General features: G+C 68.0%; 21 protein-coding genes and 1 pseudogene. 11 read left to right on the top strand and 11 right to left on the bottom strand.

Features of this window, described 5'->3' with window-relative positions; translation table 11 throughout:
- The first annotated feature begins 168 nt into the window (after positions 1-168).
- Both rsmI and HV701_RS09805 read left to right on the top strand, forming a co-directional pair.
- Positions 169-1,098 (top strand): 16S rRNA (cytidine(1402)-2'-O)-methyltransferase, encoded by a 930-nt coding sequence (gene rsmI, locus HV701_RS09810; RefSeq protein WP_175132875.1) that lies wholly within the window; start codon positions 169-171, stop codon positions 1,096-1,098.
- 5 nt (positions 1,099-1,103) lie between these two features.
- Positions 1,104-1,718 carry a methylated-DNA--[protein]-cysteine S-methyltransferase gene (locus HV701_RS09805; RefSeq protein WP_175132874.1) on the top strand — a complete coding sequence of 205 codons (615 nt, stop codon included), beginning with the start codon at positions 1,104-1,106 and terminating at the stop codon, positions 1,716-1,718.
- 12 nt (positions 1,719-1,730) lie between these two features.
- Here the strand turns inward: HV701_RS09805 and HV701_RS09800 are convergent, their stop codons facing one another.
- Both HV701_RS09800 and rapZ read right to left on the bottom strand, forming a co-directional pair.
- Entirely contained in the window at positions 1,731-2,678 is a 948-nt protein-coding gene (locus tag HV701_RS09800) for a septal ring lytic transglycosylase RlpA family protein (RefSeq protein ID WP_175132873.1), read from the bottom strand.
- Entirely contained in the window at positions 2,675-3,547 is an 873-nt protein-coding gene (gene rapZ / locus HV701_RS09795; protein ID WP_175132880.1) for an RNase adapter RapZ, read from the bottom strand. The genes HV701_RS09800 and rapZ overlap by 4 nt, the downstream gene beginning before the upstream one ends.
- A gap of 339 nt (positions 3,548-3,886) precedes the next feature.
- Here rapZ and HV701_RS09790 point away from each other — a divergent pair, with 339 nt between their 5' ends.
- Together HV701_RS09790 and HV701_RS09785 are read left to right on the top strand one after the other, a co-directional pair.
- Positions 3,887-4,501, top strand: a complete 615-nt coding sequence (locus tag HV701_RS09790; protein WP_244957874.1) for a c-type cytochrome — start codon at positions 3,887-3,889, stop codon at positions 4,499-4,501.
- 12 nt (positions 4,502-4,513) lie between these two features.
- A complete protein-coding gene (locus HV701_RS09785) occupies positions 4,514-5,794 on the top strand; it encodes a cytochrome c (RefSeq protein WP_175132871.1) in 1,281 nt (426 codons plus the stop codon).
- On the opposite strand, the gene HV701_RS09780 is transcribed toward HV701_RS09785, so the two are convergent.
- The 9 genes and pseudogenes from HV701_RS09780 to HV701_RS09740 all read right to left on the bottom strand — a co-directional run bounded on the left by HV701_RS09780 (position 5,795) and on the right by HV701_RS09740 (position 13,298).
- Positions 5,795-7,228, bottom strand: coding sequence for an aminotransferase-like domain-containing protein (locus tag HV701_RS09780; RefSeq protein ID WP_175132870.1), 1,434 nt, complete (start codon positions 7,226-7,228; stop codon positions 5,795-5,797).
- Between the two features lie 22 nt (positions 7,229-7,250).
- Positions 7,251-8,177 (bottom strand): HPr(Ser) kinase/phosphatase, encoded by a 927-nt coding sequence (gene hprK / locus HV701_RS09775; protein WP_006216298.1) that lies wholly within the window; start codon positions 8,175-8,177, stop codon positions 7,251-7,253.
- Between the two features lie 20 nt (positions 8,178-8,197).
- The gene (locus HV701_RS09770) at positions 8,198-8,653 is read right to left on the bottom strand and encodes a PTS sugar transporter subunit IIA (RefSeq protein WP_175132869.1); all 456 of its coding nucleotides are present in this window, start codon (positions 8,651-8,653) and stop codon (positions 8,198-8,200) included.
- Positions 8,654-9,021: 368 nt separating this feature from the next.
- Positions 9,022-9,357 carry a ribosome hibernation-promoting factor, HPF/YfiA family gene (hpf, locus tag HV701_RS09765; protein WP_006389882.1) on the bottom strand — a complete coding sequence of 112 codons (336 nt, stop codon included), beginning with the start codon at positions 9,355-9,357 and terminating at the stop codon, positions 9,022-9,024.
- A 227-nt stretch (positions 9,358-9,584) separates the two neighbouring features.
- A pseudogene (gene lptB, locus HV701_RS09760) lies at positions 9,585-10,376 on the bottom strand (LPS export ABC transporter ATP-binding protein); the annotation flags it as partial.
- Between the two features lie 32 nt (positions 10,377-10,408).
- Positions 10,409-11,050, bottom strand: coding sequence for a lipopolysaccharide transport periplasmic protein LptA (lptA, locus tag HV701_RS09755; protein WP_175132868.1), 642 nt, complete (start codon positions 11,048-11,050; stop codon positions 10,409-10,411).
- Positions 11,047-11,679: an LPS export ABC transporter periplasmic protein LptC gene (gene lptC, locus HV701_RS09750; protein WP_175132867.1), complete on the bottom strand. Its 633-nt coding sequence runs from the start codon at positions 11,677-11,679 to the stop codon at positions 11,047-11,049. Before lptC ends, lptA begins: the two co-directional genes overlap by 4 nt.
- Before the next feature lie 24 nt (positions 11,680-11,703).
- Positions 11,704-12,306, bottom strand: coding sequence for a KdsC family phosphatase (locus tag HV701_RS09745; RefSeq protein ID WP_419761598.1), 603 nt, complete (start codon positions 12,304-12,306; stop codon positions 11,704-11,706).
- A gap of 2 nt (positions 12,307-12,308) precedes the next feature.
- Positions 12,309-13,298, bottom strand: coding sequence for a KpsF/GutQ family sugar-phosphate isomerase (locus HV701_RS09740; protein ID WP_175132865.1), 990 nt, complete (start codon positions 13,296-13,298; stop codon positions 12,309-12,311).
- 105 nt (positions 13,299-13,403) lie between these two features.
- On the opposite strand from HV701_RS09740, the gene purT reads away from it, so the two are divergent.
- The 7 genes from purT (at position 13,404) to cydC (ending at position 21,880) form a co-directional block, all read left to right on the top strand.
- Positions 13,404-14,621 (top strand): formate-dependent phosphoribosylglycinamide formyltransferase, encoded by a 1,218-nt coding sequence (purT, locus tag HV701_RS09735; protein ID WP_175132864.1) that lies wholly within the window; start codon positions 13,404-13,406, stop codon positions 14,619-14,621.
- Positions 14,622-14,887: 266 nt separating this feature from the next.
- On the top strand, positions 14,888-15,433 hold the full coding sequence (locus tag HV701_RS09730; protein WP_175132863.1) for a GbsR/MarR family transcriptional regulator: 546 nt from the start codon (positions 14,888-14,890) through the stop codon (positions 15,431-15,433).
- Between the two features lie 129 nt (positions 15,434-15,562).
- Positions 15,563-17,137, top strand: a complete 1,575-nt coding sequence (locus tag HV701_RS09725; RefSeq protein WP_175132862.1) for a cytochrome ubiquinol oxidase subunit I — start codon at positions 15,563-15,565, stop codon at positions 17,135-17,137.
- A 13-nt stretch (positions 17,138-17,150) separates the two neighbouring features.
- Positions 17,151-18,302 carry a cytochrome d ubiquinol oxidase subunit II gene (gene cydB, locus HV701_RS09720; RefSeq protein ID WP_175132861.1) on the top strand — a complete coding sequence of 384 codons (1,152 nt, stop codon included), beginning with the start codon at positions 17,151-17,153 and terminating at the stop codon, positions 18,300-18,302.
- A 16-nt stretch (positions 18,303-18,318) separates the two neighbouring features.
- On the top strand, positions 18,319-18,444 hold the full coding sequence (gene cydX, locus HV701_RS09715) for a cytochrome bd-I oxidase subunit CydX (protein ID WP_006224717.1): 126 nt from the start codon (positions 18,319-18,321) through the stop codon (positions 18,442-18,444).
- Positions 18,441-20,186 (top strand): thiol reductant ABC exporter subunit CydD, encoded by a 1,746-nt coding sequence (gene cydD, locus HV701_RS09710; protein ID WP_175132860.1) that lies wholly within the window; start codon positions 18,441-18,443, stop codon positions 20,184-20,186. The genes cydX and cydD overlap by 4 nt, the downstream gene beginning before the upstream one ends.
- Complete coding sequence (gene cydC, locus HV701_RS09705; RefSeq protein WP_175132859.1) at positions 20,183-21,880, top strand: thiol reductant ABC exporter subunit CydC; 1,698 nt, start codon at positions 20,183-20,185, stop codon at positions 21,878-21,880. The genes cydD and cydC overlap by 4 nt, the downstream gene beginning before the upstream one ends.
- The last annotated feature ends 10 nt before the right edge of the window (positions 21,881-21,890 follow it).

Genomic DNA, 21,890 nt, shown 5'->3' with positions numbered 1-21,890 from the left:
CGCGGTCGGGCGGGCTGAGCCGCTGCGATGCGCGGCGCCGGCGCCTGGCGGCCCGGCGCCGCGCGGCCAGGGCGAGTTCGAAAGCAAAGGTGTCATTCGTCATGGCGGTCCCGAAGCGCGCAGCGATGGCGGCTACACTGGCATGGTTTTCCGCGTAAGTAGGCAGCAATGAATCAAAATGTCTCACCCCCGGTGGCCGGCGACGCCTGGGCCCGTGTCGCTGAACGCGTGGCCGGGCAGCATTGGCCCGCCTCGACGCTATACGTGGTGGCCACGCCGATCGGCAATCTGGGCGACCTGGGATTGCGCGCCTGGCATGCGTTGCTGCGCGCCGACGTGATCGCGGCGGAAGACACCCGCGCCAGTCGCACGCTGCTGGACGCCTGGGGCATCGGCACGCCGCTGATGGCGGCCCATCGGCACAATGAGGCCGCGGCGGCGCAGGCCATCTGCGAACGGCTGGCCCAGGGCCAGCGGGTGGCGCTGGTGTCCGACGCCGGCGCGCCGGCGGTCAGCGATCCGGGCGCCCGCGTGGTGCGCGCGGTGCGCGAAGCCGGCTTCACGGTGGTGCCGGTGCCCGGTCCCAGCGCGGTGATCGCCGCGCTGATGGGCAGCGGCGTCACCACCGACGAGAATCCGGCCTATGCCTTTGCCGGCTTTCCGCCCCCCAAGGCCACGGCGCGTCAGCGCTGGCTGCGCACCTGGTGCGCGCTGCCTGCGCCAGTGGTGATGTTCGAATCGCCGCACCGCCTGGCGGCCACGCTGGCCGATCTGCTGGAAGTCTGCGGTCCGGCCCGCCTGTTGACCGTGGCGCGCGAACTGACCAAGCGCTTCGAGGAAATCGCCACTTTCCCGCTGGGCGAGGCCGCGGCCTGGCTGGCGGCGGACACCCATCGGGAGCAGGGGGAATTCGTGTTGATCGCGCACGCCCAGGACGGGCGCGAGGCGGACGAAGACGCCGATCCGCGCGCCGACGCCTTGCTCGATGCGCTGCTGGAAACGCTTTCGGTGCGAGACGCCTCGAAGGTCGCGGCCAAGGTCACCGGCCTGTCGCGCGATGTCCTGTACAACCGGGCCCTGGCCCGCAAGCATTCGTAATGCCCATGAACCATACCGCAGCGGCCCGCAAGCATCACGGCGAAGCGGGGGAACCGATCGTCTACCGGGACATGGTCACGCCCCTGGGCGAAATGCGCCTGGTCGCCAGCGGCAAGGGCCTGCGTGGCGCCTGGTTCACCGACCAGGCGTCGTTGCCGCCGGCCGAAGGCTGGACCCGCGCGGAATCCGATCCGATCCTGGAACAGGCGCGGCGCGAGCTGGAGGATTGGTTCGCCGGCCGGCGCCGCGATTTCGAGGTGCCGCTGGACCCGGTCGGCACGCCGTTCCAGCACGAGGTTTGGCGCGCGCTGTGCCAACTCGATTTCGGCCAGCTCGCCAGCTACGGCGAACTGGCGCGCGCCGTGGGGCGTCCCAAGGGCGCCCAGGCCATTGGCGGCGCGGTCGGCCGCAACCCGGTCATCATCATCATTCCGTGCCACCGCATCATCGGCGCCGACACTTCGCTGACCGGCTTTGGCGGCGGCCTGCCGCGCAAGCAGGCCCTGCTCAGGCACGAAGGCAGCCAATACCTGAGCCGCAATCCGCGCGCGCGCCGGGTCTGTGACGGGCAGGCGCAACTGCCATTCGAGCAACCGGCGTTCGACTGGCCTCCGGCCTGATCGGCCGCGGCGCTATTGCGCGGCGATGCTGGGCATGATGCCGATACGGTCCGACACCACCTGCACCGCGTCCAGCGCGCTCTGACGATCCGGATAGGGTCCGATCTTGACCCGGTACAGGTTGTTGGATTGTTCGACGGCCGCCGGGGGCGCGCCAACCATGCCCAATTGGCTGTTGATGCGGCTGACCAGCGACTGCGCATTGGCGGGCTGGCTGAACGCGCCCACCTGCAGGTAGACGCTGCCGGGCTGGCGCACGGGCGCGGCGCCGGGCGTCGGGGCCGGCTGTTGCGCCAGCGGCTGGGGCGCCAGCGCCACCGGGACGGCGGCGACGGGCGTGGCCACGGGCGTGGAACCGGTCGCCGATGCGGGGGCGGGGGCAGGGGCTCCCTGCGAGGCCAGGCGGCGAATGTCGTCCTGCGTGATGCTTTCGACCACCACCTGCCCGCTGCCCGGTCCGATGATGCCCAGCTTGTAGGCCGCCACGTAGGAAAGGTCCATGATGCGGTCGCTGTGGAACGGACCCCGGTCATTGACCCGCACGATGATGGTCTTGCCATTGACCAGGCTGGTGACGCGCGCGTAGCTGGGAATCGGCAGTGTGGTGTGCGCCGCCGTCATCGCGTACATGTCGTAGGGTTCGCCGATCGAGGTCGAGTTGCCGTGGAATTTCTTGCCGTACCACGAGGCGATGCCCTGGCGCTTGTAGGGCCGGCCGCTGGTATCCGGCACATAGCGCTGGCCGAACACCACATACGGACGATTGGCGCCGCTGGCGTACGGCTCGATGCGCGGCACCGCGTCCGGCACCTGGTCCAGGTTGGACGGCGGATTGGCGTCCGGGCCGTCGTCCTTGTAGTATCCGCCGCCCTTCTTGCGTCCCCCGGTGGAAGAGCAGCCGGCCACGGCAATGGCCAGCAACAGCATCATCAGGATATGGAGCGGACGGGACAGGGTCATGCGGATTCGTCGGGCAGTTGGGTGCGATGGCGCACCAGCAGCGGATCGTGGTCGGCAAAGCGCTTGGCCAGCTGTTCGACCACATAGACCGAACGGTGCTGGCCGCCGGTGCAGCCGATGGCGACCGTGAGGTAGTTGCGGGTGTCCTGCGTGTATTGCGGCAACCAGCGGTGCAGGAAGCCGGTGATATCGTCGATCATCAGGCCGACCTGCTCATAGCCGGACAGCCAGGTGGCGACCGGCTCGTCGCGGCCCGTCAGGGGGCGCAGGTTGCGGTCGTAATAGGGGTTGGGCAGGCAGCGCACGTCGAACACCAGGTCGGCGTCGCGCGGCACGCCGCGCTTGTACGCGAACGATTCGAAGGTCAGCACCAGCGGCGCGCGGTCGGCCTGGATCAGGTCGCGGATCCAGGCGCGCAACTGGCCGGGCGTGAGTTCGGAGGTATCGATGACATGTTCCTGCTCGCGCAGCGGCGCCAGCAGTTCGCGTTCGAGCGCGATGCAGTCGGTCAGGGAAGGCGTGGTGCCGCCGCGTTGCAGGCGGTCGGTCAGCGGGTGGCGGCGACGCGATTCGGAATAGCGCTGCACCAGGGTATCGGTACTGGCGTCCAGGAACACCACGCGCAGGCTGGTCCCCATGGCGCGCAGCGCCGTGACCACGTCGGGCAGTTCGGCCAGCTCGCCGGGCGAGCGTACGTCGATGGCCACCGCCACGCGCTCCAGGCCGTCGTCGCGGGCATTGGCGATGAACTCGGCCAGGAACCGCACGGGCAGGTTGTCGACGCAGGTATAGCTGGCGTCCTCGAGCATGCGCAGGGCAACCGACTTGCCTGAGCCTGAGATGCCGGTAACGAGGACGACTTTCAACATGGACATGATTGTGGCACGCTTTTCCAGGAGGATGCCGGGGGTTGGCATCTGATATGGCCGTAAACTGCGAATCTGCGCCTGTACTGCCTGGCGGGGTTCGGCTTAAGCTTGGGCACCCGCACACGACCGATTCACCTACGCGCCCCGCCGCCATGCGGCGCCGGGGTTGGAATTCGACTTAGTGTTAACTGGCCCTAGATGTTAGCCCTCATTTGCTTTCGTCGTGTTTCACTGCCGCGGTTTTGGGTGAAAACCCGCCTCGTGGCCGCCACCGTTGTTGCCTTTTCGGCAGCGCCCGCGCTGGCCCAGGACGCGCCGCGGGTCTTGCAGCCAGGGACCATGGCCGCCCGGGTGGCCGCCTGTACCGCCTGTCATGGCGAGCAGGGCCGCGCCGGCGCCGACGGTTATTACCCGCGCCTGGCGGGCAAGCCGCAGGAATACCTCTACCACCAGTTGCTCAATTTCCGCGACGGCCGGCGCCAGTACCGGCCCATGGCGCACCTGTTGGCGGGCCTGCCGGATACCTACCTGCACGAAATGGCCGCCTATTTCGCCGACCAGCACGTGCCGTATCCGCCGCCGCTGCGCGCCGAGGTTTCCGCCGCCACGCTCGAAGCCGGCCGCCAACTGGCGCTGTCCGGCGATGCCGCCCGCGGCCTGCCGGCCTGTACGGCCTGTCATGGCACTGCGCTGGGCGGGCTGCTACCCGCCATTCCCGGCCTCCTGGGCCTGCCACGCGACTACATCGGCTCGCAGATCGGCAGCTGGAAGAATGGCCTGCGGCGCGCCGCCGCGCCCGACTGCATGGCCGATATCGCCAACAAGCTCACTCCCGCGGACATCGGCGCCCTGGCGGCCTGGCTGTCGTCGCAGCCGGTAACTGCCACCTATGCGCCCGAGCCGGCCGGCGCCCTGCGCCTGCCCGCCGAGTGCGGCAGCCAGGCGCAGCGCTGAGAGGGCCGCCGGATGAAACTGATGAAGCGTATTCTGGGCGTCCTGTTGGCGCTGGCCGTGATCACGCTGGTCGCGTTGTACTGGCTCGGCACGCGCGACGACGCCAGCACCGGCCCGGCCGCGGCGCCGGCCGACCCGCAGCAACGCATCGAGCGCGGGCGTTACCTGGCACAGGCCGGCAATTGCGCGGCCTGTCATACGGCGCGCGGCGGCCAGGCGTATGCGGGCGGCACGCCGATCCCGACGCCGTTCGGCACGATCTACGGTCCCAACATCACGCCCGACGAGCGGACCGGGATCGGCGCCTGGAGCGCGGATGATTTCTGGCAGGCGCTGCACAACGGCAAGTCGCGCGATGGCACGCTGCTGTATCCGGCCTTCCCGTACACCGAATACACCCGCGTCACGCGCGCGGACGCCGACGCGTTGTACGCCTATCTGCGCACGGTGACGCCGGTCAACCAGCCCAGCCGCGCGCCGGAACTGGAATTTCCCTACGATCAACGCATCCTGCTGGCGGCGTGGCGCGCCCTGTATTTCCGGCCGGGCGTGCAGCCACCCGATCCGGACCAATCGACCCAGTGGAACCGCGGCCGCTACCTGGTCGAAGGCCTGGGCCACTGCGCCGCCTGCCATGCGCCGCGCAACAGTCTGGGGGCCACGCGCGCGGCCGATGGCCTGGCCGGCGGCATCATCCCGACGCTGGACTGGTATGCGCCGCCGCTCACCAATGATCCGCAAACGGGCCTGGGACGCTGGTCGGCCGAGGACATCGCCGCGCTGTTGCGCACCGGCATCGCGGCGCATTCCAGCGCCAGCGGGCCGATGGCCGAGGTGGTGCTGGGCAGCACGCAGCACCTGAGCGATGCCGACGCGCTGGCGATGGGCGTGTATCTGAAGTCGCTGCCGGCAAGCCCGGCGGCGGCCGGGACTCGCGCCGCGGTGGCGCCCGCTGCCATGGAACTGGGCGGCCGGATTTACCGCCAGCAGTGCGCGCAATGCCACCAGCCGGCGGGCGAGGGCAGCCCGGGCGCGTGGCCGGCCCTGGCCGGCAATCCGACCGTGACGGCGCCGTCGCCGCTGAACGCGATCCGCATGGTGCTCGATGGCGGCTTCGCGCCGGCCACCGCGGCCAATCCGCGGCCCCACGGCATGCCGCCTTTCGGCCAGTCGCTCAACGACAACGACATTGCCATGCTGGTGTCCTACATCCGCAACAGCTGGGGCAATCAGGCAGGCGGCGTGACGCCGCTGGAGGTCAAGCGCGCCCGCGCGGCCTCCACCCGCAACTGATCAGGACAGGGGCCTGCCGGTGCCGCAGGCCGCGTGCGCCATCTCGCCCAGGGCGCGGATGGCGTCGGCCTGGGACGCGCTCCAGGGATGGCCGTAGTTCAGCCGCAGGGCATTGCCAAACTGGCCGCTGGCCGAAAATATCGGGCCCGGCGCGACGCTGATGCCGCGGGCCAGGGCCTGCCGGTGCAAGGCCAGCGCATCCACTGCCGCCGGCATGTCCAGCCACAGGAAAAAACCGCCCTGCGGACGGGTGACGCGCGTGCCCGCGGGAAACCCTTGCGCAATCGCGTTGGCCATCAGGTCCTGCTGCGCCTGCAGCGTTTCGCGCAGCCGCCGCAGGTGACGGTCGTAGCCGCCCTGTTCCAGGTACTCGGCGAGGGCGCCCTGGGCCGGGCCGGACGCCGACAGTGTCGAGGACAGTTTCAGACGCTGCACGCGCTGCGTGTAGCGGCCGGCGCTGGCCCAGCCGATGCGGTAGCCGGGCGCCAGACATTTGGAGAATGACGAGCAGTGCAGCACCAGGCCGTGCTGGTCATACGCCTTGGCGGGCACCGGCCGGGCCGCGCCGAAATACAGCTCGCCGTAGACGTCATCCTCGATCAGCGGGATTTCGTGGCGCGCCAGCAGCTCGACCAGCTGGCGCTTCTTGTCGTCGGGCATCAGGCTGCCCAGCGGGTTCTGGAATTGCGTCATCAGCCAGCAGGCCTTGGGCCGGTGGCGCTTGATCGCGCTTTCCATCGCGTCCAGGTCGACACCGGTGCGCGGATGCGTCGGTACTTCCAGGGCCTTTAGGCCCTGGCGTTCCAGCGCCTGCAATGCGCCGTAGAAGGTGGGGGCCTCGACGATGACTGTATCGCCGGGTCGGGCCACCGCTTGCAGGCACAGGTTCAGCGCTTCCAGCGCGCCGTTGGTGACCACGATATCCTGGGCCGGCACGTTGATGCCGGCGATCAGGTAGCGCAGCGCGATCTGCCGGCGCAGCGCCGGATTGCCGGGCGACAGGTCTTCCATCGTGTCCAGCGGGTCCTGGCGCTTGAGGTGCGCCGCCATGGCCTGGGCCAGGCGCGGCAGCGGAAACAGCAGGGGCGAGGGAAAGGCCGATCCCAGTGGCGTAACGTCGCGGTTGCGCACCGACCCGAGGATGTCGAAGATGCGTTCGCTGATCGCCAGCTCGGTCGATTCGCCATCCGGGTGGGAGGTGTCCGGCTCCGGCGGCAGGCTGTCGCCGCGCGTATTGACGTAGTAGCCGGAACGGGGGCGGGCGCGGATCAGGCCGCGTGCTTCCAGCAGGTAGTAGGCCTGGAACACCGTCGACGGGCTGACGCCGCGGGTGGCGCAGGCCTCGCGCACCGAGGGCAGCTTGTCGCCCACGCGCAGCACGCCGTCGCGGATCGACCTGGCGATCTCGTCGGCGAGTTTCTCGTACAGGCTCACGGTGCCGCGGGGCGACGCGCGTTCACTTGCTGCTTTGCAGGATCGCCATCGCCTGGCGCTCCATGAACTCGCCCAGGGTGTCGATGCCGCGCAGCTTCAGGATGGTATTGCGCACGGCGGCTTCGACCAGCACCGCCAGGTTGCGGCCGGCGGCTACCTGCAGCATGACCTTGCGCACCGGCAGGCCCAGCATGTCCTGGGTGATGTCCTGCAGCGGCAGGCGTTCGAATTTGTCCTGCGCGGTCGCGCGCACCAGGTGCACGATCAGCTTCAGGCGCATCTTGCGGCGCACCGAGGTCTCGCCGAAGATGGTGCGGATGTCGAGCAGGCCCAGGCCGCGCACTTCCAGCAGGTTCTGCAGCAGTTGCGGGCAGTGGCCTTCGATCATGTTGGGCGCGGTGCGCGAGAACTCGACCGCGTCATCGGCCACCAGGCCGTGGCCGCGCGAGATCAGTTCCAGCGCCAGTTCGCTCTTGCCCAGGCCGGACTCGCCGGTGATCAGCACGCCCAGGCCGAGCACGTCCAGGAACACGCCGTGCACCGTGGTGGTGGGCGCGAGCTTCTTGCCCAGGTAGATGCGCAGCAGGTCGATCAGCTGCGCCGCCGCCACCGGGGTGGACAGCAGCGGCACCTGATGCTGGTCGCATTGGTCCACCAGGTCTTGCGGCGGCGTCAGGCCATCGGCCAGCAGGATGGCCGGCACGCCGCCGATCAGCAGCTCGTCCATGTGGTGCATGCGGCGGCGCAGGTCGAAGCGGGTGTAGTACGCCAGTTCTTCCTGGCCAAACACCTGGATGCGCGACGGGTGGATCAGGTTCAGGTGGCCCACCAGGTCGGCGGCCGCCATGCCGTCATCGGGAATCGCGCGGTCCGCGGCGCCCTGGCCGGAAATCCAGTTGAAGGGGATTTTGTCGGCGTTGTCGTCGACGAGTTCCTGCACCGTAAGCATGGCAGCGTTTCCGCGAGGGGTCAGAGTTGGCCGGTGGTCAGCATCTTGTGCACGACGGCCGGGTCGGGCTCGGTGGCCAGGGCCTCGCGCAGGGCCTTGTTGGACATGAGTTGCGCCAGTTCGGCCAGGATGTCCAGGTGTTGTTGGGTGGCGGTCTCGGGCACCAGCAGACAAAGCAGCATCGAGAAGGGCTGGCCGTCCGGCGCGTCGAAGGCGATCGGCTGCGCCAACCGGATGAAGGCGGCCAGCGCCTGCTCCAGGCCCTTGACGCGGCCATGCGGCACCGCCACGCCTTGTCCCAATGCGGTCGAGCCCAGGCGTTCCCGTGCAAACAGGCTGTCGAACACGAGCGCGCGCGCCAGGCCGTGGTTGTTTTCAAAGAGGAGGCCGGCCTGTTCGAACGCGCGCTTCTTGCTCGTGGCGAGCATATCGAGGACGACGTTGCCGGCGGGAAGGATGCGCGACAAATGATTCATCGGATCATTATAGGGTTATATGATGCACTGCAAAAAGCTCCGGTCGGAGGCGCTGCCTGGCGGTCCGCACCCTCCTGGATCAGTCCGCCGCTCCCGGCACGAGAGCGACAGCATAGACCGATAGTGCCCGATTGTGGGCATTCTTCGTGCGTAGGCAGGTATACCGGCGCGATATGGCGTCGCCGGGAACAGGGGAATTCGGGGTTTGCGTGTCGCCGCGCGGCAGGGGCCGGGGCTATGGGGGACAAAGCGGGGTGTTTGCCGATGCCCCGGCTGGACTGTGCGTCTAGCGGGACACCGGGACTTAGGCAGGATTCAGGAATCGCTGTTTCTGGGCTCGCACGGCGAGCGGGACATGAAGCGCGGTGTTACTGGGTTGGCGAAAGGCTCGCCGCTTGCCGCTTCACGGACTCTGCCGAGTGGCTTCTTACCTTGTCCTTGTGCTTGATGACCTGACGGTCGACTTTGTCAGCAAGAAGGTCTATCGCTGCGTAGAGATTTTCATCGGTTGCCTCACAATGAATGTCCTTGCCGCTAAGACGCATGGTGATTTCGGCTCTGTGCCGCAGGGGCTCTACTGAGAGCATGACCTGGGTATCGATGACGTGATCGAAATGCCGCAGCACTCGCGCCAGTTTGTTCATGACATATTCCCGGATGGCCGGGGTGACGTCGAGGTGACGACCGCAGATGCTCAGGTTCATAGTGTGCTCTCCTTCTAAAAGAGGAAAAAACGTTGCGCGGAAGGCGCGGTTGGGGTCGTTAGGCGTTCTCCTTGTTTGAGAGGTTCGTTTGATACTAGTGTATAGACTCGGGCCGATAAAACAAGCTGACCTAGCGCAAGTTCATGGCATTTTCATGGCGGCCGCCCAGGGGCGCGCCCGGGCCCCGCGTGGGGGCCCTGGGAGTTTCCCCAATCCGGGGGGGGGTACATGCGGAAGTGTTCGCCCAGGTAGACGCGCCGCACGGCCGGATCGCCGACGATTTCGTCGGGATGACCGTCGGTCAGCACCTTGCCTTCGCTGATGATGTAGGCGCGGTCGCAGATGCCCAGCGTCTCGCGCACGTTGTGGTCGGTGATCAGCACGCCGATGCCGCGGCCCTTCAGGAAGCGCACGATGCGCTGGATCTCGATCACGGCGATGGGGTCGACCCCGGCGAACGGTTCGTCCAGAAGGATGAAGCGCGGGCTGGTGGCCAGGGCGCGCGCGATTTCGACGCGGCGGCGTTCGCCGCCCGACAGCGAAATGGCGGCGTTGCTGCGGATATGGCCGATCTGCAGCTCTTCGAGCAGCAGCTCCATTTGTTCATTGATTTTGGGCGTGGACAGCGCGCGGCCGTCCGGTCCCAGTTGCAGCTCAAGCACCGCGCGGATGTTCTGCTCGACTGTCAGGCGCCGGAACACCGAGGCGTCCTGGGGCAGGTACGACAGCCCCATGCGGGCGCGCTTGTGGATCGGCATGGCGGTAATGACCGAACCGTCGATCTCGATGCGTCCGGCGTCGGCCGGCACCAGGCCGACGATCATGTAGAAGCTGGTGGTCTTGCCGGCGCCATTGGGGCCGAGCAGGCCGACCACTTCGCCGCTGGAGACGGACAGGGACACGTCCTGCACCACCGTGCGGCCGTTATAGGTCTTGCGCAAGCCGGTTGCGCGCAGGCTGCCCTGCTTGACGCCCGAAGGGGCGGAGGTCACGGGACTCTGCACTGAAGGTTGGTTCATCGTGGCTGCGTATGGGTGGCGTGGGAGGCGCTTCAGCGCCCCTTCTTCGATGCTTGTTGCTTGCGGCACTCGGCGATGGCGGCGTCGGCCTTGGCGCGCGGTTCGGCCACCGAGCGCACCCGGCCGCCGGCGGCCGACGAGTTCGGGCCGCCCTGGGCTTCGTAGGTGCCGCTCTTCTCGTTGTAGCGCACGCGGTCGCCACGGATGGTGTCGAAAGGCTTGCCACAGACATACCGCACCACCACCGCCTGGCCGATCAGGTCGAAGGTGCTCTTGGTGCCGTCATATTCGGCGCGCAGGCCTTTGCCTTCGATCAGTTCGAAGTTCTCCGGGCGTTCCTGGCGGATGGTCACCACCTTGCCCTTGTTGGCGGTGGCGGTGCCGTACTGGTTGCCGGCCGCGTCCTCGTGCATTTCCAGCGTGTCGGAGGTCAGCGTCATCAGGCCGCGCGTCATGTTGACGTTGCCGGTGAACACGCTTTGCTTCTTGACGTCGTCGTAGTGCAGCGTATCCGACAGGATCGTGGTGGTGGGCTCCTCGGCGGGCGCGGCCTTGCTCGCGCCGGCGGCCGGCTGGGGATCGGCCGCGAGCGCCGGCGCCATCGCCGATGCCATCAGCAGCACCGCGCCCAGCAGGCGCGTGGTGGGGGCAATGCGAATCCGGAGGTCGGTCATGGTTTTTTCTGGTCAGAGGAGTTGGCAGGCGTTTCGGCGGGGCGGCGCGACTTGTTTTCCGTGCCGGCGATTTGCACGTCGGTGGCGGCCGATACCTGCAATTGGCGTGTCTTGTTGTTGTAACGCATGCCCTTTCCGTTCATGCGCGAGCGGCCCTTGATGACCTCGGCGGGCAGGTCGGTGTAGACCACGTCGTCGTCGGGCAGCAGGATCAGTTGCTGGCTGCGCACGTCCAGGACGTCGTTGTTGGCGTCGGGCTGGCGGTGCACATGGGCGTCGCCGTTCATGATGATGCGCTTGCCGCCTTGTTCCATGACGGCCGTCTTGGACACGCCCACGGTGATCGGGCTGGCCTCGCGCTGGCCGATGGCCCGCGGCTGGGTGATGTGATAGGAGTCGTCGTCGGGAAAGTGCTCGGCGTATTCGCCTTCCAGCCGGTTGATGGGACGGCCGGTGGCATCGGTGCGCAGCATCACGAAATTGCGCGACCAGGCGTCCATTTCGTGCGTGACGCGGCGCGGCGGATCCGTCTGGATGGCGCGCTGCGCGTAATCGGCGGCCCAGTACGTGCTGGCGACGAGCACCAGCAGCAGGAACAGCGCGATGAGGGAAGGAAAACGGTCTTTCATCGGGTCTGGGTAGGGTGGCGGCGCTTACTGGATGGCGCCCGGGCCGAGCAGCCCCGGCGCGGCCAGGAAACTGCCCAGCCGGCCCTGGGACGCCAGCAGCAGGTCGCAGCATTCGCGCACCGCGCCGTTGCCGCCGGGGTGCGTGGCGATCCAGTGGGCCGCCTGGCTGACGTAGCCCGGGGCATTCGGCACGCTGGCGGCGAAGCCTGCGCGTTGCATGGCCGGCAGGTCGATGATGTCATCGCCCATGTAGCCGGTCTGGTTCAGTTGGACCGCGCTGCGCTGCGCAAGTTCGGCCAGGGCCGCGCCTTTGTCGCGCACGCCCTGCATGACCTCGGAAATCCCCAGTTCGGCGGCGCGGCGCGCCACGATGGGGCCGGAGCGGCCGGTCATCAGGGCGACCTTCAGGCCGCCTTCCATCAGCAGGCGCAGGCCGTGGCCGTCCAGCGAATGGAAGCGCTTCTGCACTTCACCGGTTTCGCCATAGTACAAGCCGCCGTCGGTCAGCACGCCGTCCACGTCGAAGACCATCAGGCGCACGGCGGCGGCGCGTTCGCGGATGGCCGGCGCGATGCGGGCCAGGACCAGTGCTTCGGCGGGGTGGGTGATCGAGGAAGGAAGGGTCATAGTCATACCACTTTGGCAGCCATCAGGTCGTGCATGTGCAGGGCGCCGAGCAGGGCGCCATCGGCGTCCAGCACCAGCATGTGATTGAGCCGCAGTTCGTCCATCTGGCGGGCGGCCTCGACGGCCAGCGCGTCCGGGTTGATGCTGCGCGGCGAGCGCGTCATGCCGGCCTCGACCGTCAGGCTGCGGATGTCGCCGTAGCGTGCGATCAGGCGGCGCAGGTCGCCGTCGGTGAAGATGCCCACCGGGCGGCGGCGCGGATCGCAGACCACGGTCATGCCCATGCCCTTGGCGGACATGACTTCGAGCGCCTGCGAGACCGGCGTGCCCAGCGCCACCACAGGCAGGGCGTCGCCCTCGCGCATGACGTTGCGCACATGGGTCAGCAGGCGGCGGCCGAGCGCGCCGCCGGGATGCGAGCGGGCGAAGTCCTGCGGGCCGAAGCCACGCGCTTCCAGGCAGGCCACGGCCAGCGCGTCGCCCAGGGCCAGCGCGGTGGTGGTGCTGGCGGTGGGCGCGAGGTTCAGCGGGCAGGCTTCCTGGGACACGCTGGCATCCAGGTGGACGTCGGCCTGCTGGGCCAGTTCGGACTGCGGGTTGCCGGTAATGGCCACCAGGCCGGCGCCCATGCGGCGCGCCACCGGCAGGATGGTGAGGAGTTCCTGGCCGGAGCCCGAGTACGAAATGGCGATCAGGACGTCGTCGCGGGTAATCATGCCCAGGTCGCCATGCACCGCTTCGGCGGCATGCATGAAGAAGGCGGGCGTGCCGGTCGAGGCCAGGGTCGCGGCGATCTTGCGGGCGATATGGCCGGTCTTGCCGATGCCGCTGACCACCACCCGGCCGCGGCAGGCCAGCAGCATGGCGACGACCCGCGCGAAGCCGTCGTCCAGCCGCGCGGACAGGTCCAGGATGCCCTGGCTTTCGATTTGCAGCGTCCTGCGGGCGGATGCCAGCGCGGTCTCGGACGATGTGGTGGGATGGTCGGTCATCAGGGGATTTTAATATCAGGTTGCGGGTTTGCCCCGGGCTGGGGGGTATGGCATCCTGGCGGCTCTTTCATCCGGCTATCAATCTTTCCTTTCCAGGCCCGCTCCATGTCCAGCATTCCCAGCCCCGTCCTTGGCACGCCCCTGTCCCCCCTGGCCACCCGAGTCATGCTGCTAGGCTCGGGCGAATTGGGCAAAGAGGTCATCATTGCCCTGCAGCGGCTGGGCGTAGAGGTCATAGCGGTGGATCGATATGCCGACGCGCCGGGCCACCAGGTGGCGCATCGCGCGCATGTCGTGTCGATGACCGACCCGGCGGCGCTGGAAAAGCTCATCCGCGAGGAGCGGCCGCACGTTATTGTCCCCGAAATCGAGGCCATTGCCACCGGTTTGCTGGTGGAACTGGAGGCGGCCGGCGTGGCGCGGGTCACGCCGACTGCCCGGGCGGCGCAACTGACCATGAACCGCGAAGGCATCCGGCGCCTGGCGGCCGAGACCCTGGGCCTGCCCACCTCGCCCTACGCCTTTGTCGATACCGAGGACGAACTGCGCCAGGCTATCGACGCCGGCATCGGGTATCCCTGCGTCATCAAGCCGGTCATGTCCTCATCGGGCAAGGGCCAGTCCGTGATCAAGACCGCGGACGACGTGGCCTCGGCCTGGCGCTACGCCCAGGAAGGCGGCCGGGTGGGGGGCGGCCGCGCCATCGTCGAGGGTTTCATCCGCTTCGATTACGAAATCACCCTGCTGACCGTGCGCGCGCGCGGCGCCGACGGCCAGGTCGAGACACACTATTGCGAGCCGATCGGCCACAAGCAGGTCGACGGCGATTACGTCGAAAGCTGGCAACCGCACCCGATGTCGCCCGCCGCGCTGGAGCGGGCCCGCGAGATCGCGCTGGCGGTCACCGCCGAGCTGGGCGGGCTGGGCATCTTCGGCGTCGAGTTGTTCGTGGCCGGCGACCAGGTCTGGTTCTCGGAAGTCAGCCCGCGCCCGCACGATACCGGCATGGTCACCATGATCACCCAAGCCCAGAACGAGTTCGAGCTGCATGCCCGTGCCCTGCTGGGCCTGCCGGTGGATACCGCGCTGCGCCAGCCCGGCGCCAGCAGCGTCATCTACGGCGGGGTCGATGCCAAGGCCGTGTCGTTCCATAACGTGGCGCAGGCGCTGGCCGAACCCGGCACCGACATCCGCCTGTTCGGCAAGCCCGAATCCTTCGTCAAGCGCCGCATGGGCGTGGGACTGGCGGTCGCCGAAGACGTGGCCGCCGCGCGCGCCAAGGCCAAGCGCGTGTCCGCCGCCGTGACCGTCAAGGCCGGCTGACGCGCACGCCGGCCCGGGCCGCGACGCCCCGGTAGCCCACCGGCCTCCAAACCACCCGCCTGCCGGCGGGTGTTTTTTCGTCGTTTGCACGCAACGGACCAGGACTGATTGCGCGGCTGGAACGCCGGAATTGTCATCGCTTGCGGCTATACCCCTATTGCGGGTGTGGTTTGTGTTTTCGCACAGTTTGTTCGATAATTTCAGGAATTTCTGAAATCAGCGTAACTATTTTTTGCCGTCGATGCTTTAGCGGGCCTGGATTGATCATGGTGCTTACCCCTCAAACCGAACGTTTCGTCCTGCACTTTGGCGAAATGGGCAGCCGTTGGGGCGTCAATCGCACCGTCGGCCAGATCTACGCCCTGCTGTTCCTGGCGCCCGAGCCCCTGCCGGCCGAGGACATCGCCGAAACACTGGGCTTTTCCCGCTCCAACGTCAGCCTGGGCCTGAAGGAATTGCAGTCCTGGCGGCTGGTGAAGCTGGTGCACCAGGTCGGCGACCGCCGCGACTACTTCGAGACCCCCAAGGATGTCTGGGAGATCTTCCGCATCCTGATGGAAGAGAAGCGCAAGCGCGAAATCGATCCTACCCTGACCCTGCTGCGCGACACCCTGCTCGAGCCCCCGGCCGGGCCCGATGGCGCCTACGCGCAACAGCGCATGACCGAAATGCTGGAGCTCATCGAACTGTCCACCGGATGGTTCGATGAGGTTCAACGTCTGCCGCCGGAAACCCTGCAGAACCTGATGAAACTGGGTTCGAAAGTGCAGAAGGTGCTGGGCTTCGCCGGCAAGTTGCGGGGCAAAGGCTGATCGCCGATCTGTCCCGAATTTTTCAGGAAACCTCTATGAAGCTGTATACAACGCCCTTATCATGGCGCCAGAGACGGTCTGGGCACCATGCCGGTTGCTGTGGCCACTCACTTGCCTGGGAGCGCTCCCATGATTGATCTCGACGTCGTCAACCTGTCGCGATTCCAGTTTGCCGCGACCGCGCTTTACCACTTCCTCTTCGTCCCTCTCACGCTTGGCCTGTCGTTCATCCTGGCCATCATGGAAAGCGTGTACGTCATGACTGGCCGCCCCATCTGGAAGCGGATGACCATGTTCTGGGGCACCCTGTTCGGCATCAACTTCGCACTGGGCGTGGCCACGGGCGTGGTCATGGAGTTCCAGTTCGGCATGAACTGGTCGTACTACAGCCACTACGTGGGCGACATCTTCGGCGCGCCGCTGGCGCTCGAAGGGCTGATGGCCTTCTTCCTGGAAGCCACCTTCGTCGGCCTGTTCTTCTTCGGCTGGAACCGCATGTCCAAGGTCAGCCACCTGGTGGTGACCTGGCTGGTGGCGTTCGGCACCAACTTCTCGGCGCTGTGGATCCTGATCGCCAACGGCTGGATGCAGAACCCGGTGGGCGCGGTGTTCAACCCGGACACCATGCGCATGGAAATGACCGACTTCGCCGCGGTCATCTTCAACCCGGTGGCGCAGGCCAAGTTCGTGCACACGGTCAGCGCGGGCTATGTGGCCGGCGCCATGTTCGTCATGTCGATCAGCGCCTGGTACTTGCTCAAGGGCCGCCACACCGACCTGGCCAAGCGCTCGATGGCGGTGGCCGCCAGCTTTGGCCTGGCCTCGGCCCTGTCCGTGGTGGTGCTGGGCGACGAGAGCGGCTATCTCACGACTGAACACCAGAAGATGAAGATCGCGGCCATGGAATCCATGTGGCATACCGAGCCGGCGCCCGCGTCCTTCAACCTGATCGCGCTGCCCAACCAGGCGGAACGCAAGAACGACTTCGCCATCGAGATTCCCTACGTCATGGGTATCATCGGCACGCGGTCGCTGACCACGCCGCTGCTGGGGATCAACGACCTGATCCTGCGCGCCGAGAACCGTATCCGCGATGGCATGGTGGCGTACGACGCCTTGCAGAAGATCCGCGCCAATCCCAAGGACGTCGACGCGCGCATGGTGTTCGATCGCACGTGGCCCGATCTCGGCTACGCGCTGCTGGTCAAGCGCTACCAGCCCGACATGAGCAAGGTCACCGAGGACGACATCAAGAAGGCGGCGGTGGATACCGTGCCGAACGTGGCACCGCTGTTCTGGGCGTTCCGCGTCATGGTGGCCGTGGGCATGTACCTGATCCTGTTCTTCGGCGTGGCGTTCTGGCTGGCCTCGCGTGGCCGCCTGGACGGCCGTCGCGGCCTGCTGAAGGTGGCGCTGTGGAGTCTGCCGATGCCATGGATCGCCATCGAGAGCGGCTGGTTCGTCGCCGAGTATGGCCGCCAGCCCTGGGTGATCGAGGGCGTGCTGCCGACGTACTACGCGGCCTCGGGCCTGACGGTCGCCGACCTGGCCATCAGCCTGGCGATCTTCCTGGTGCTGTACACGACACTGCTGATCATCGGCGTGAAGGTGATGCTGCATGCCGTGAGGAAGGGCCCTAAGTCCGACACGCCGGCGCCCGCCAGCGCCGCCGCCGATCCAGTCCACGCCGCCGTGCGCGCCTGAGGGGAGAGAAGCAATGGATACCCTTATTCCTTTCGACTACGCCACCTTGCGGGTGGTCTGGTGGGTGCTGCTTGGCGCGTTGCTGATCGGCTTCGCCATCATGGACGGGTTCGATCTGGGCGTGGCCGCGCTGTTGCCGGTGGTCGCCAAGACCGACGCTGAACGCCGCGTCGTGATCAACGTCGTCGGCCCGGTCTGGGAAGGCAACCAGGTGTGGCTGATCACCGCGGGCGGCGCCATCTTCGCCGCCTGGCCGCTGTTGTATGCCGCGTCCTTCTCGGGCTTCTATCTGGCGATGATGCTGGCGTTGATCGCATTGATCCTGCGCCCGGTCGGCTTCAAGTACCGCAGCAAGATGGAAGGCTCGCGCTGGCGCAACAGCTGGGACGGCGTTCTGTGCTTCTCGGGCGTGGTGGCTTCGCTGGTGTTCGGCGTGGCCGTGGGCAACATCATCCTGGGCGTGCCGTTCACCTTTGACGAAAACGCGCTGCGCATGGTGTACCAGGGCCATTTCTACCAGCTGTTCACGCCATTCGCGTTGCTGTGCGGCGTGCTCAGCGTGGTGATGCTGGCGATGCACGGCGCCGTGCTGCTGGCCTGGCGCACCGAGGATCCGGTGTCGTCGCGGGCCCGCAATTGGGGCCGCCTGTGCGCATTGCTGACGCTGGTGCTGTTCGTCGCGGGCGGCTTCTGGGTGACGGCCTTGGACGGCCATGTCATCACCAGCGCCGTGGACGCGCAGGGGCCGTCGGATCCGATGCTCAAGAGTGTCGCCGTGCAGGCCGGCGCCTGGATGGCCAACTATGCCAAGTGGCCGCTGATGTGGATCGCGCCCGCGCTGGGCGTGGCCGGCGCCGTGCTGGTGCTGCTGCTGTTGACGCTGCGTGCCAACGTGCTGTCGTTCCTGGCCTCGGCGGTCTCGATCGCCGGCGTCATCCTGACGGTCGGCTTCTCGCTGTTCCCGTTCCTGATGCCGTCGTCGAGCAACCCGCAGGCCGGCCTGACGGTCTGGGATGCCTCGTCCAGCCACTTGACGTTGTGGATCATGGTGATCGCCGTGGTCGTCTTCCTGCCCATCGTGACGGTGTACACCGCCTGGGTGTACCGCGTCATGCGCGGCAAGGTGACCCACGCATCCGTGGGCGACACGCCCAACTCGTACTGACAAAGGAGCCTTCACCATGTGGTATTTCTCATGGATACTCGGCCTGGGACTGGCGTGTGCGTTCGCCATCCTCAATGCAATGTGGTTCGAGCTGCGCGAAGGTCACTCGCATGACCCGCGCGCCAGCCGCAGCGACGAGTGAGCGGCCCCGCCAGCAGCCTGGAGCATGATCCCTCGGCCAGCCTGGGCAAGCCACCGCGCGAACAGTCGCGCTGGCTGCGGGCGCTGGCCGGGGCGGCCCGGCTGCCGCTGATGCTGGCGGGCGCGGCGCCGCTGCTGGCGGGCGCGCTGCTGGTGGTCCAGGCGTGGCTGCTGGCCAGCGTGCTGGATGCCGCCATCGTGCGGCAGGTGCCGCGCCAGGAGCTGCTCGGCCAGATCCTGGCCATCGCCGCGCTGATGCTGGCGCGCGCCTGCATCACCTGGGCCGGCGAGCGCGCCGGGGCGGATGCCGCCGAGCGTATCAAGCGCCATGTGCGCCAGGCCTTGTTCGCGCGCCTGCTGCATAAGGGGCCGGACTGGAGCCGCAGGCAGGCTTCCGGCGAAATCGCCAGCGCGCTGGTGGATCAGGTCGAGGCGCTCGACGGCTTTTTTTCCAAATATCTGCCGACCATGGCCGCGGCGGCGCTGCTGCCCGTGGCCTTCTCTGTATTGCTGTTGCCGGTGGACGTGGTCGCGGGACTGGTGCTGTTGATCACCGCGCCGCTGATTCCGTTGTTCATGGCCCTGGTGGGCTGGGGCGCCCAGGGCGCCAGCCGCCGTCATCTGCAGGCCTTCGCGCGCCTGTCGGGATTTTTCGCCGACCGCTTGCGCGGCCTGTCCACCCTGAAACTATATGGACGCGCCGAAGCCGAGGCGGCCTCGGTCGCCGCCGCCAGTGACGCGTTGCGCCAGCGGACCCTGTCCGTGCTGCGCATCGCCTTCCTGTCGTCGGCGGTGCTGGAGTTCTTCGCCGCGCTGGGGGTGGCTGGAGTGGCGGTGTATATCGGCCTGAGCTATCTGGGTTTTCTCGACTTGCGCTGGTCGCCGTTCACATTGCAGGCCGGCCTGTTCTGCCTGCTGATGGCGCCGGAAGTCTATGCGCCGCTGCGCCAGTTCGCGGCGCACTATCACGACCGGGCCGCGGCGCTGGCCGCGGTCTCGCAGATCGCCAAGCTGTTCGACGGCCTGCCGCAGGAAGCGATTGACGCGCCCGTGACCGGGGCGGCGCAGGCTTGCGCCACCGGCGGCGTGAACCTGGCGGTGGCGGGCTTGACCATGCGCGCTCCCGGTCGCCCGCAACCCGTATTGGCCGAGGCCAGTCTGGCCTTGGCGCCGGGCGAGCATGTGGCGCTGATGGGCCCCAGCGGCGTAGGCAAGACGACCCTGATCGAGGCGATCGCGCGTCTGCGTACCGCCCAGGGAGACATCACCATCGATGGGGTAGCGCTGGGCCAGTGGGACGAAGCCGCCCTGCGCGCGCGGGTGGCGTTGATCGGCCAGCGGCCACAATTGCTGGCCGGATCGATCGCCGACAACATCCGGCTGGGCCGTCCGGACGCTTCCGACGAGGCCGTGCGCGAGGCCGCCCGCCGCGCCTGTGTGCTGGAGTTCGCTGCCGGTCTGCCGCAAGGGTTGGATACGCCGCTGGGTAGTCGCGGTCACGGTTTGTCCGGCGGTCAGGCGCAGCGTGTCGCCCTGGCGCGGCTGTTCCTGCGCGATCCGGGACTGATCCTGTTGGACGAGCCCACCGCCCATCTGGACGAGGCAACGCAGGCGCGTGTGCTGGACGAGATCCTGGCGTTCGCCGCCGGCCGCACGCTGCTGCTGGCCACCCACTCGCCCGCAGTCGCGGCGCGCTTCCAGCGGGTGTTGCGCGTGGCCGATGCAAAAGTGAAAGACGCATGAAGAATCTGTTGTTGCTGCTGCCCTTGTACGCGCGCCGCAAAGGGGGATTGCTGCTCGCCCTTTGCGGCGCCCTGGCGACCGTGGCGGCGGGCGTGGGCCTGCTGGGCGTGTCGGGCTGGTTCCTGACGGGCGCGGCGCTGGCTGGCGCCGGCGCCGCCTTCAACCTGTTCGCGCCGTCCGCGCTGGTGCGCGGCCTGTCATTCCTGCGGATCGTGTCGCGCTACGCCGACCGCGTGGTGGGCCATGCCGCCACCTTGCGGCTATTGGCGGACCTGCGCGCGGTGGTGTTCTCGGCCCTGATACGGCTGACGCCGCGCCAGCTGGCGCGCTATCGCAGCGGCGACCTGGTGGCGCGCATGACGGGCGACGTCGACGCGTTGGACACGGTCTTCCTGTTCGTGCTGGCGCCTTTGGCCACCGCCTTGTTGGCCGGCGCGGCCTTGACGGCGGTGCTGGGATATTGGGTGCCGGCGGCGGCGCTGGTTTTCGTGCTGGCCCTGTTGTGCGCCTGCGTGCTGGTGCCGTTTTGGCTGCTGCGCGCCGCGCGCAAGCCCGGCGCGGCCGCACAGGAGAGCGCGGCCGGGCTGCGGGCGGCCGCGCTGGATGCGGTCGATGGCCATGCCGACATGGTGGCGCTGCACGCCCAGGCCCAGACCCATGCGCATTTCGAGCGCTTGTGCGAGGCCAGCGCGCAGGCGCGCGGCAGCCAGGCGCGCGTGGCGGCCAGGGGCCAGTGGTTCCTGCAGGCGGCGGCTGGCGCGTCGGTACTGGGGATGCTCTGGTTTGGCCTGGGCCAGTACGAAGCGGGCGCGTTGGCGGGACCGCTGCTGGTGGGGCTGCTGCTGGCGGTGATCGGCATCTTCGAAGTGGCCGGTCCCATCATGCGCGGGGCCTCGCGCATGGGCTCGGCCCTGTCGGCCGCCGCGCGCATCCGCGACGTGACGCAGTGCGACCCCGATATGCGCGATCCGGCCGTGCCCAGCCCCTTGCCGCAGCATGGCGCGCTGGAACTGGTGGGCGTGGATTTTGCCTACCCGGCGCGCGCTTCGGCGCCGCCGGAGCCCTTGCTGCGCCAGGTGCATCTGCGCGTGGCGCCGGGTGAGCGGGTGGCGATCCTGGGGCCGAGCGGCGTCGGCAAGTCCACCTTGCTGCACCTGCTGCTGCGCCTGGAGGATCCGCTGGCCGGACAGGTACGCTATGCCGGGGTCGATGCCCGCGCTTGCGCGCAGGCGGACTGGCATCGGCGTATCGCGCTGTTGTCGCAGGATGCGCCAGTTTTCCTGGGCACGCTGCGCACCAATCTGCTTATCGGCGATCCGCAAGCCGATGATGCGGCGCTGTGGCGCGCGCTCGACGCGGCCCGCCTGGGCGAATTCGTGCGCGGCCTGCCGGATGGCCTGGACACCTGGGCCGGCGAAACGGGGTCGCTGTTGTCGGCGGGCCAGGCCCGCCGTCTCTGCCTGGCGCGCGCGCTGTTGTCACCGGCTGCGGTCATCGTGCTGGACGAGCCTACCGCCGGGCTGGATGCGGCGGCCGAGGCGGCATTCCTGGCTGACCTGGGGCAGGCGGTGCGCGGACGCACGGTGGTGCTGGCCACGCACGCGGCCTTGCCGGCCGGCGCGGTGGACCGCTGTTGCATGCTGCGCGGTGGACAACTGCATGACATGTCATCGCCCGTGGCAATCCTGGCTTAAGCGCGGTGGC

The sequence above is a fragment of the Achromobacter pulmonis genome (assembly GCF_902859765.1).
GTDB lineage: Bacteria > Pseudomonadota > Gammaproteobacteria > Burkholderiales > Burkholderiaceae_B > Achromobacter > Achromobacter pulmonis.
This window is presented reverse-complemented; position numbering and strand designations above follow the sequence as displayed.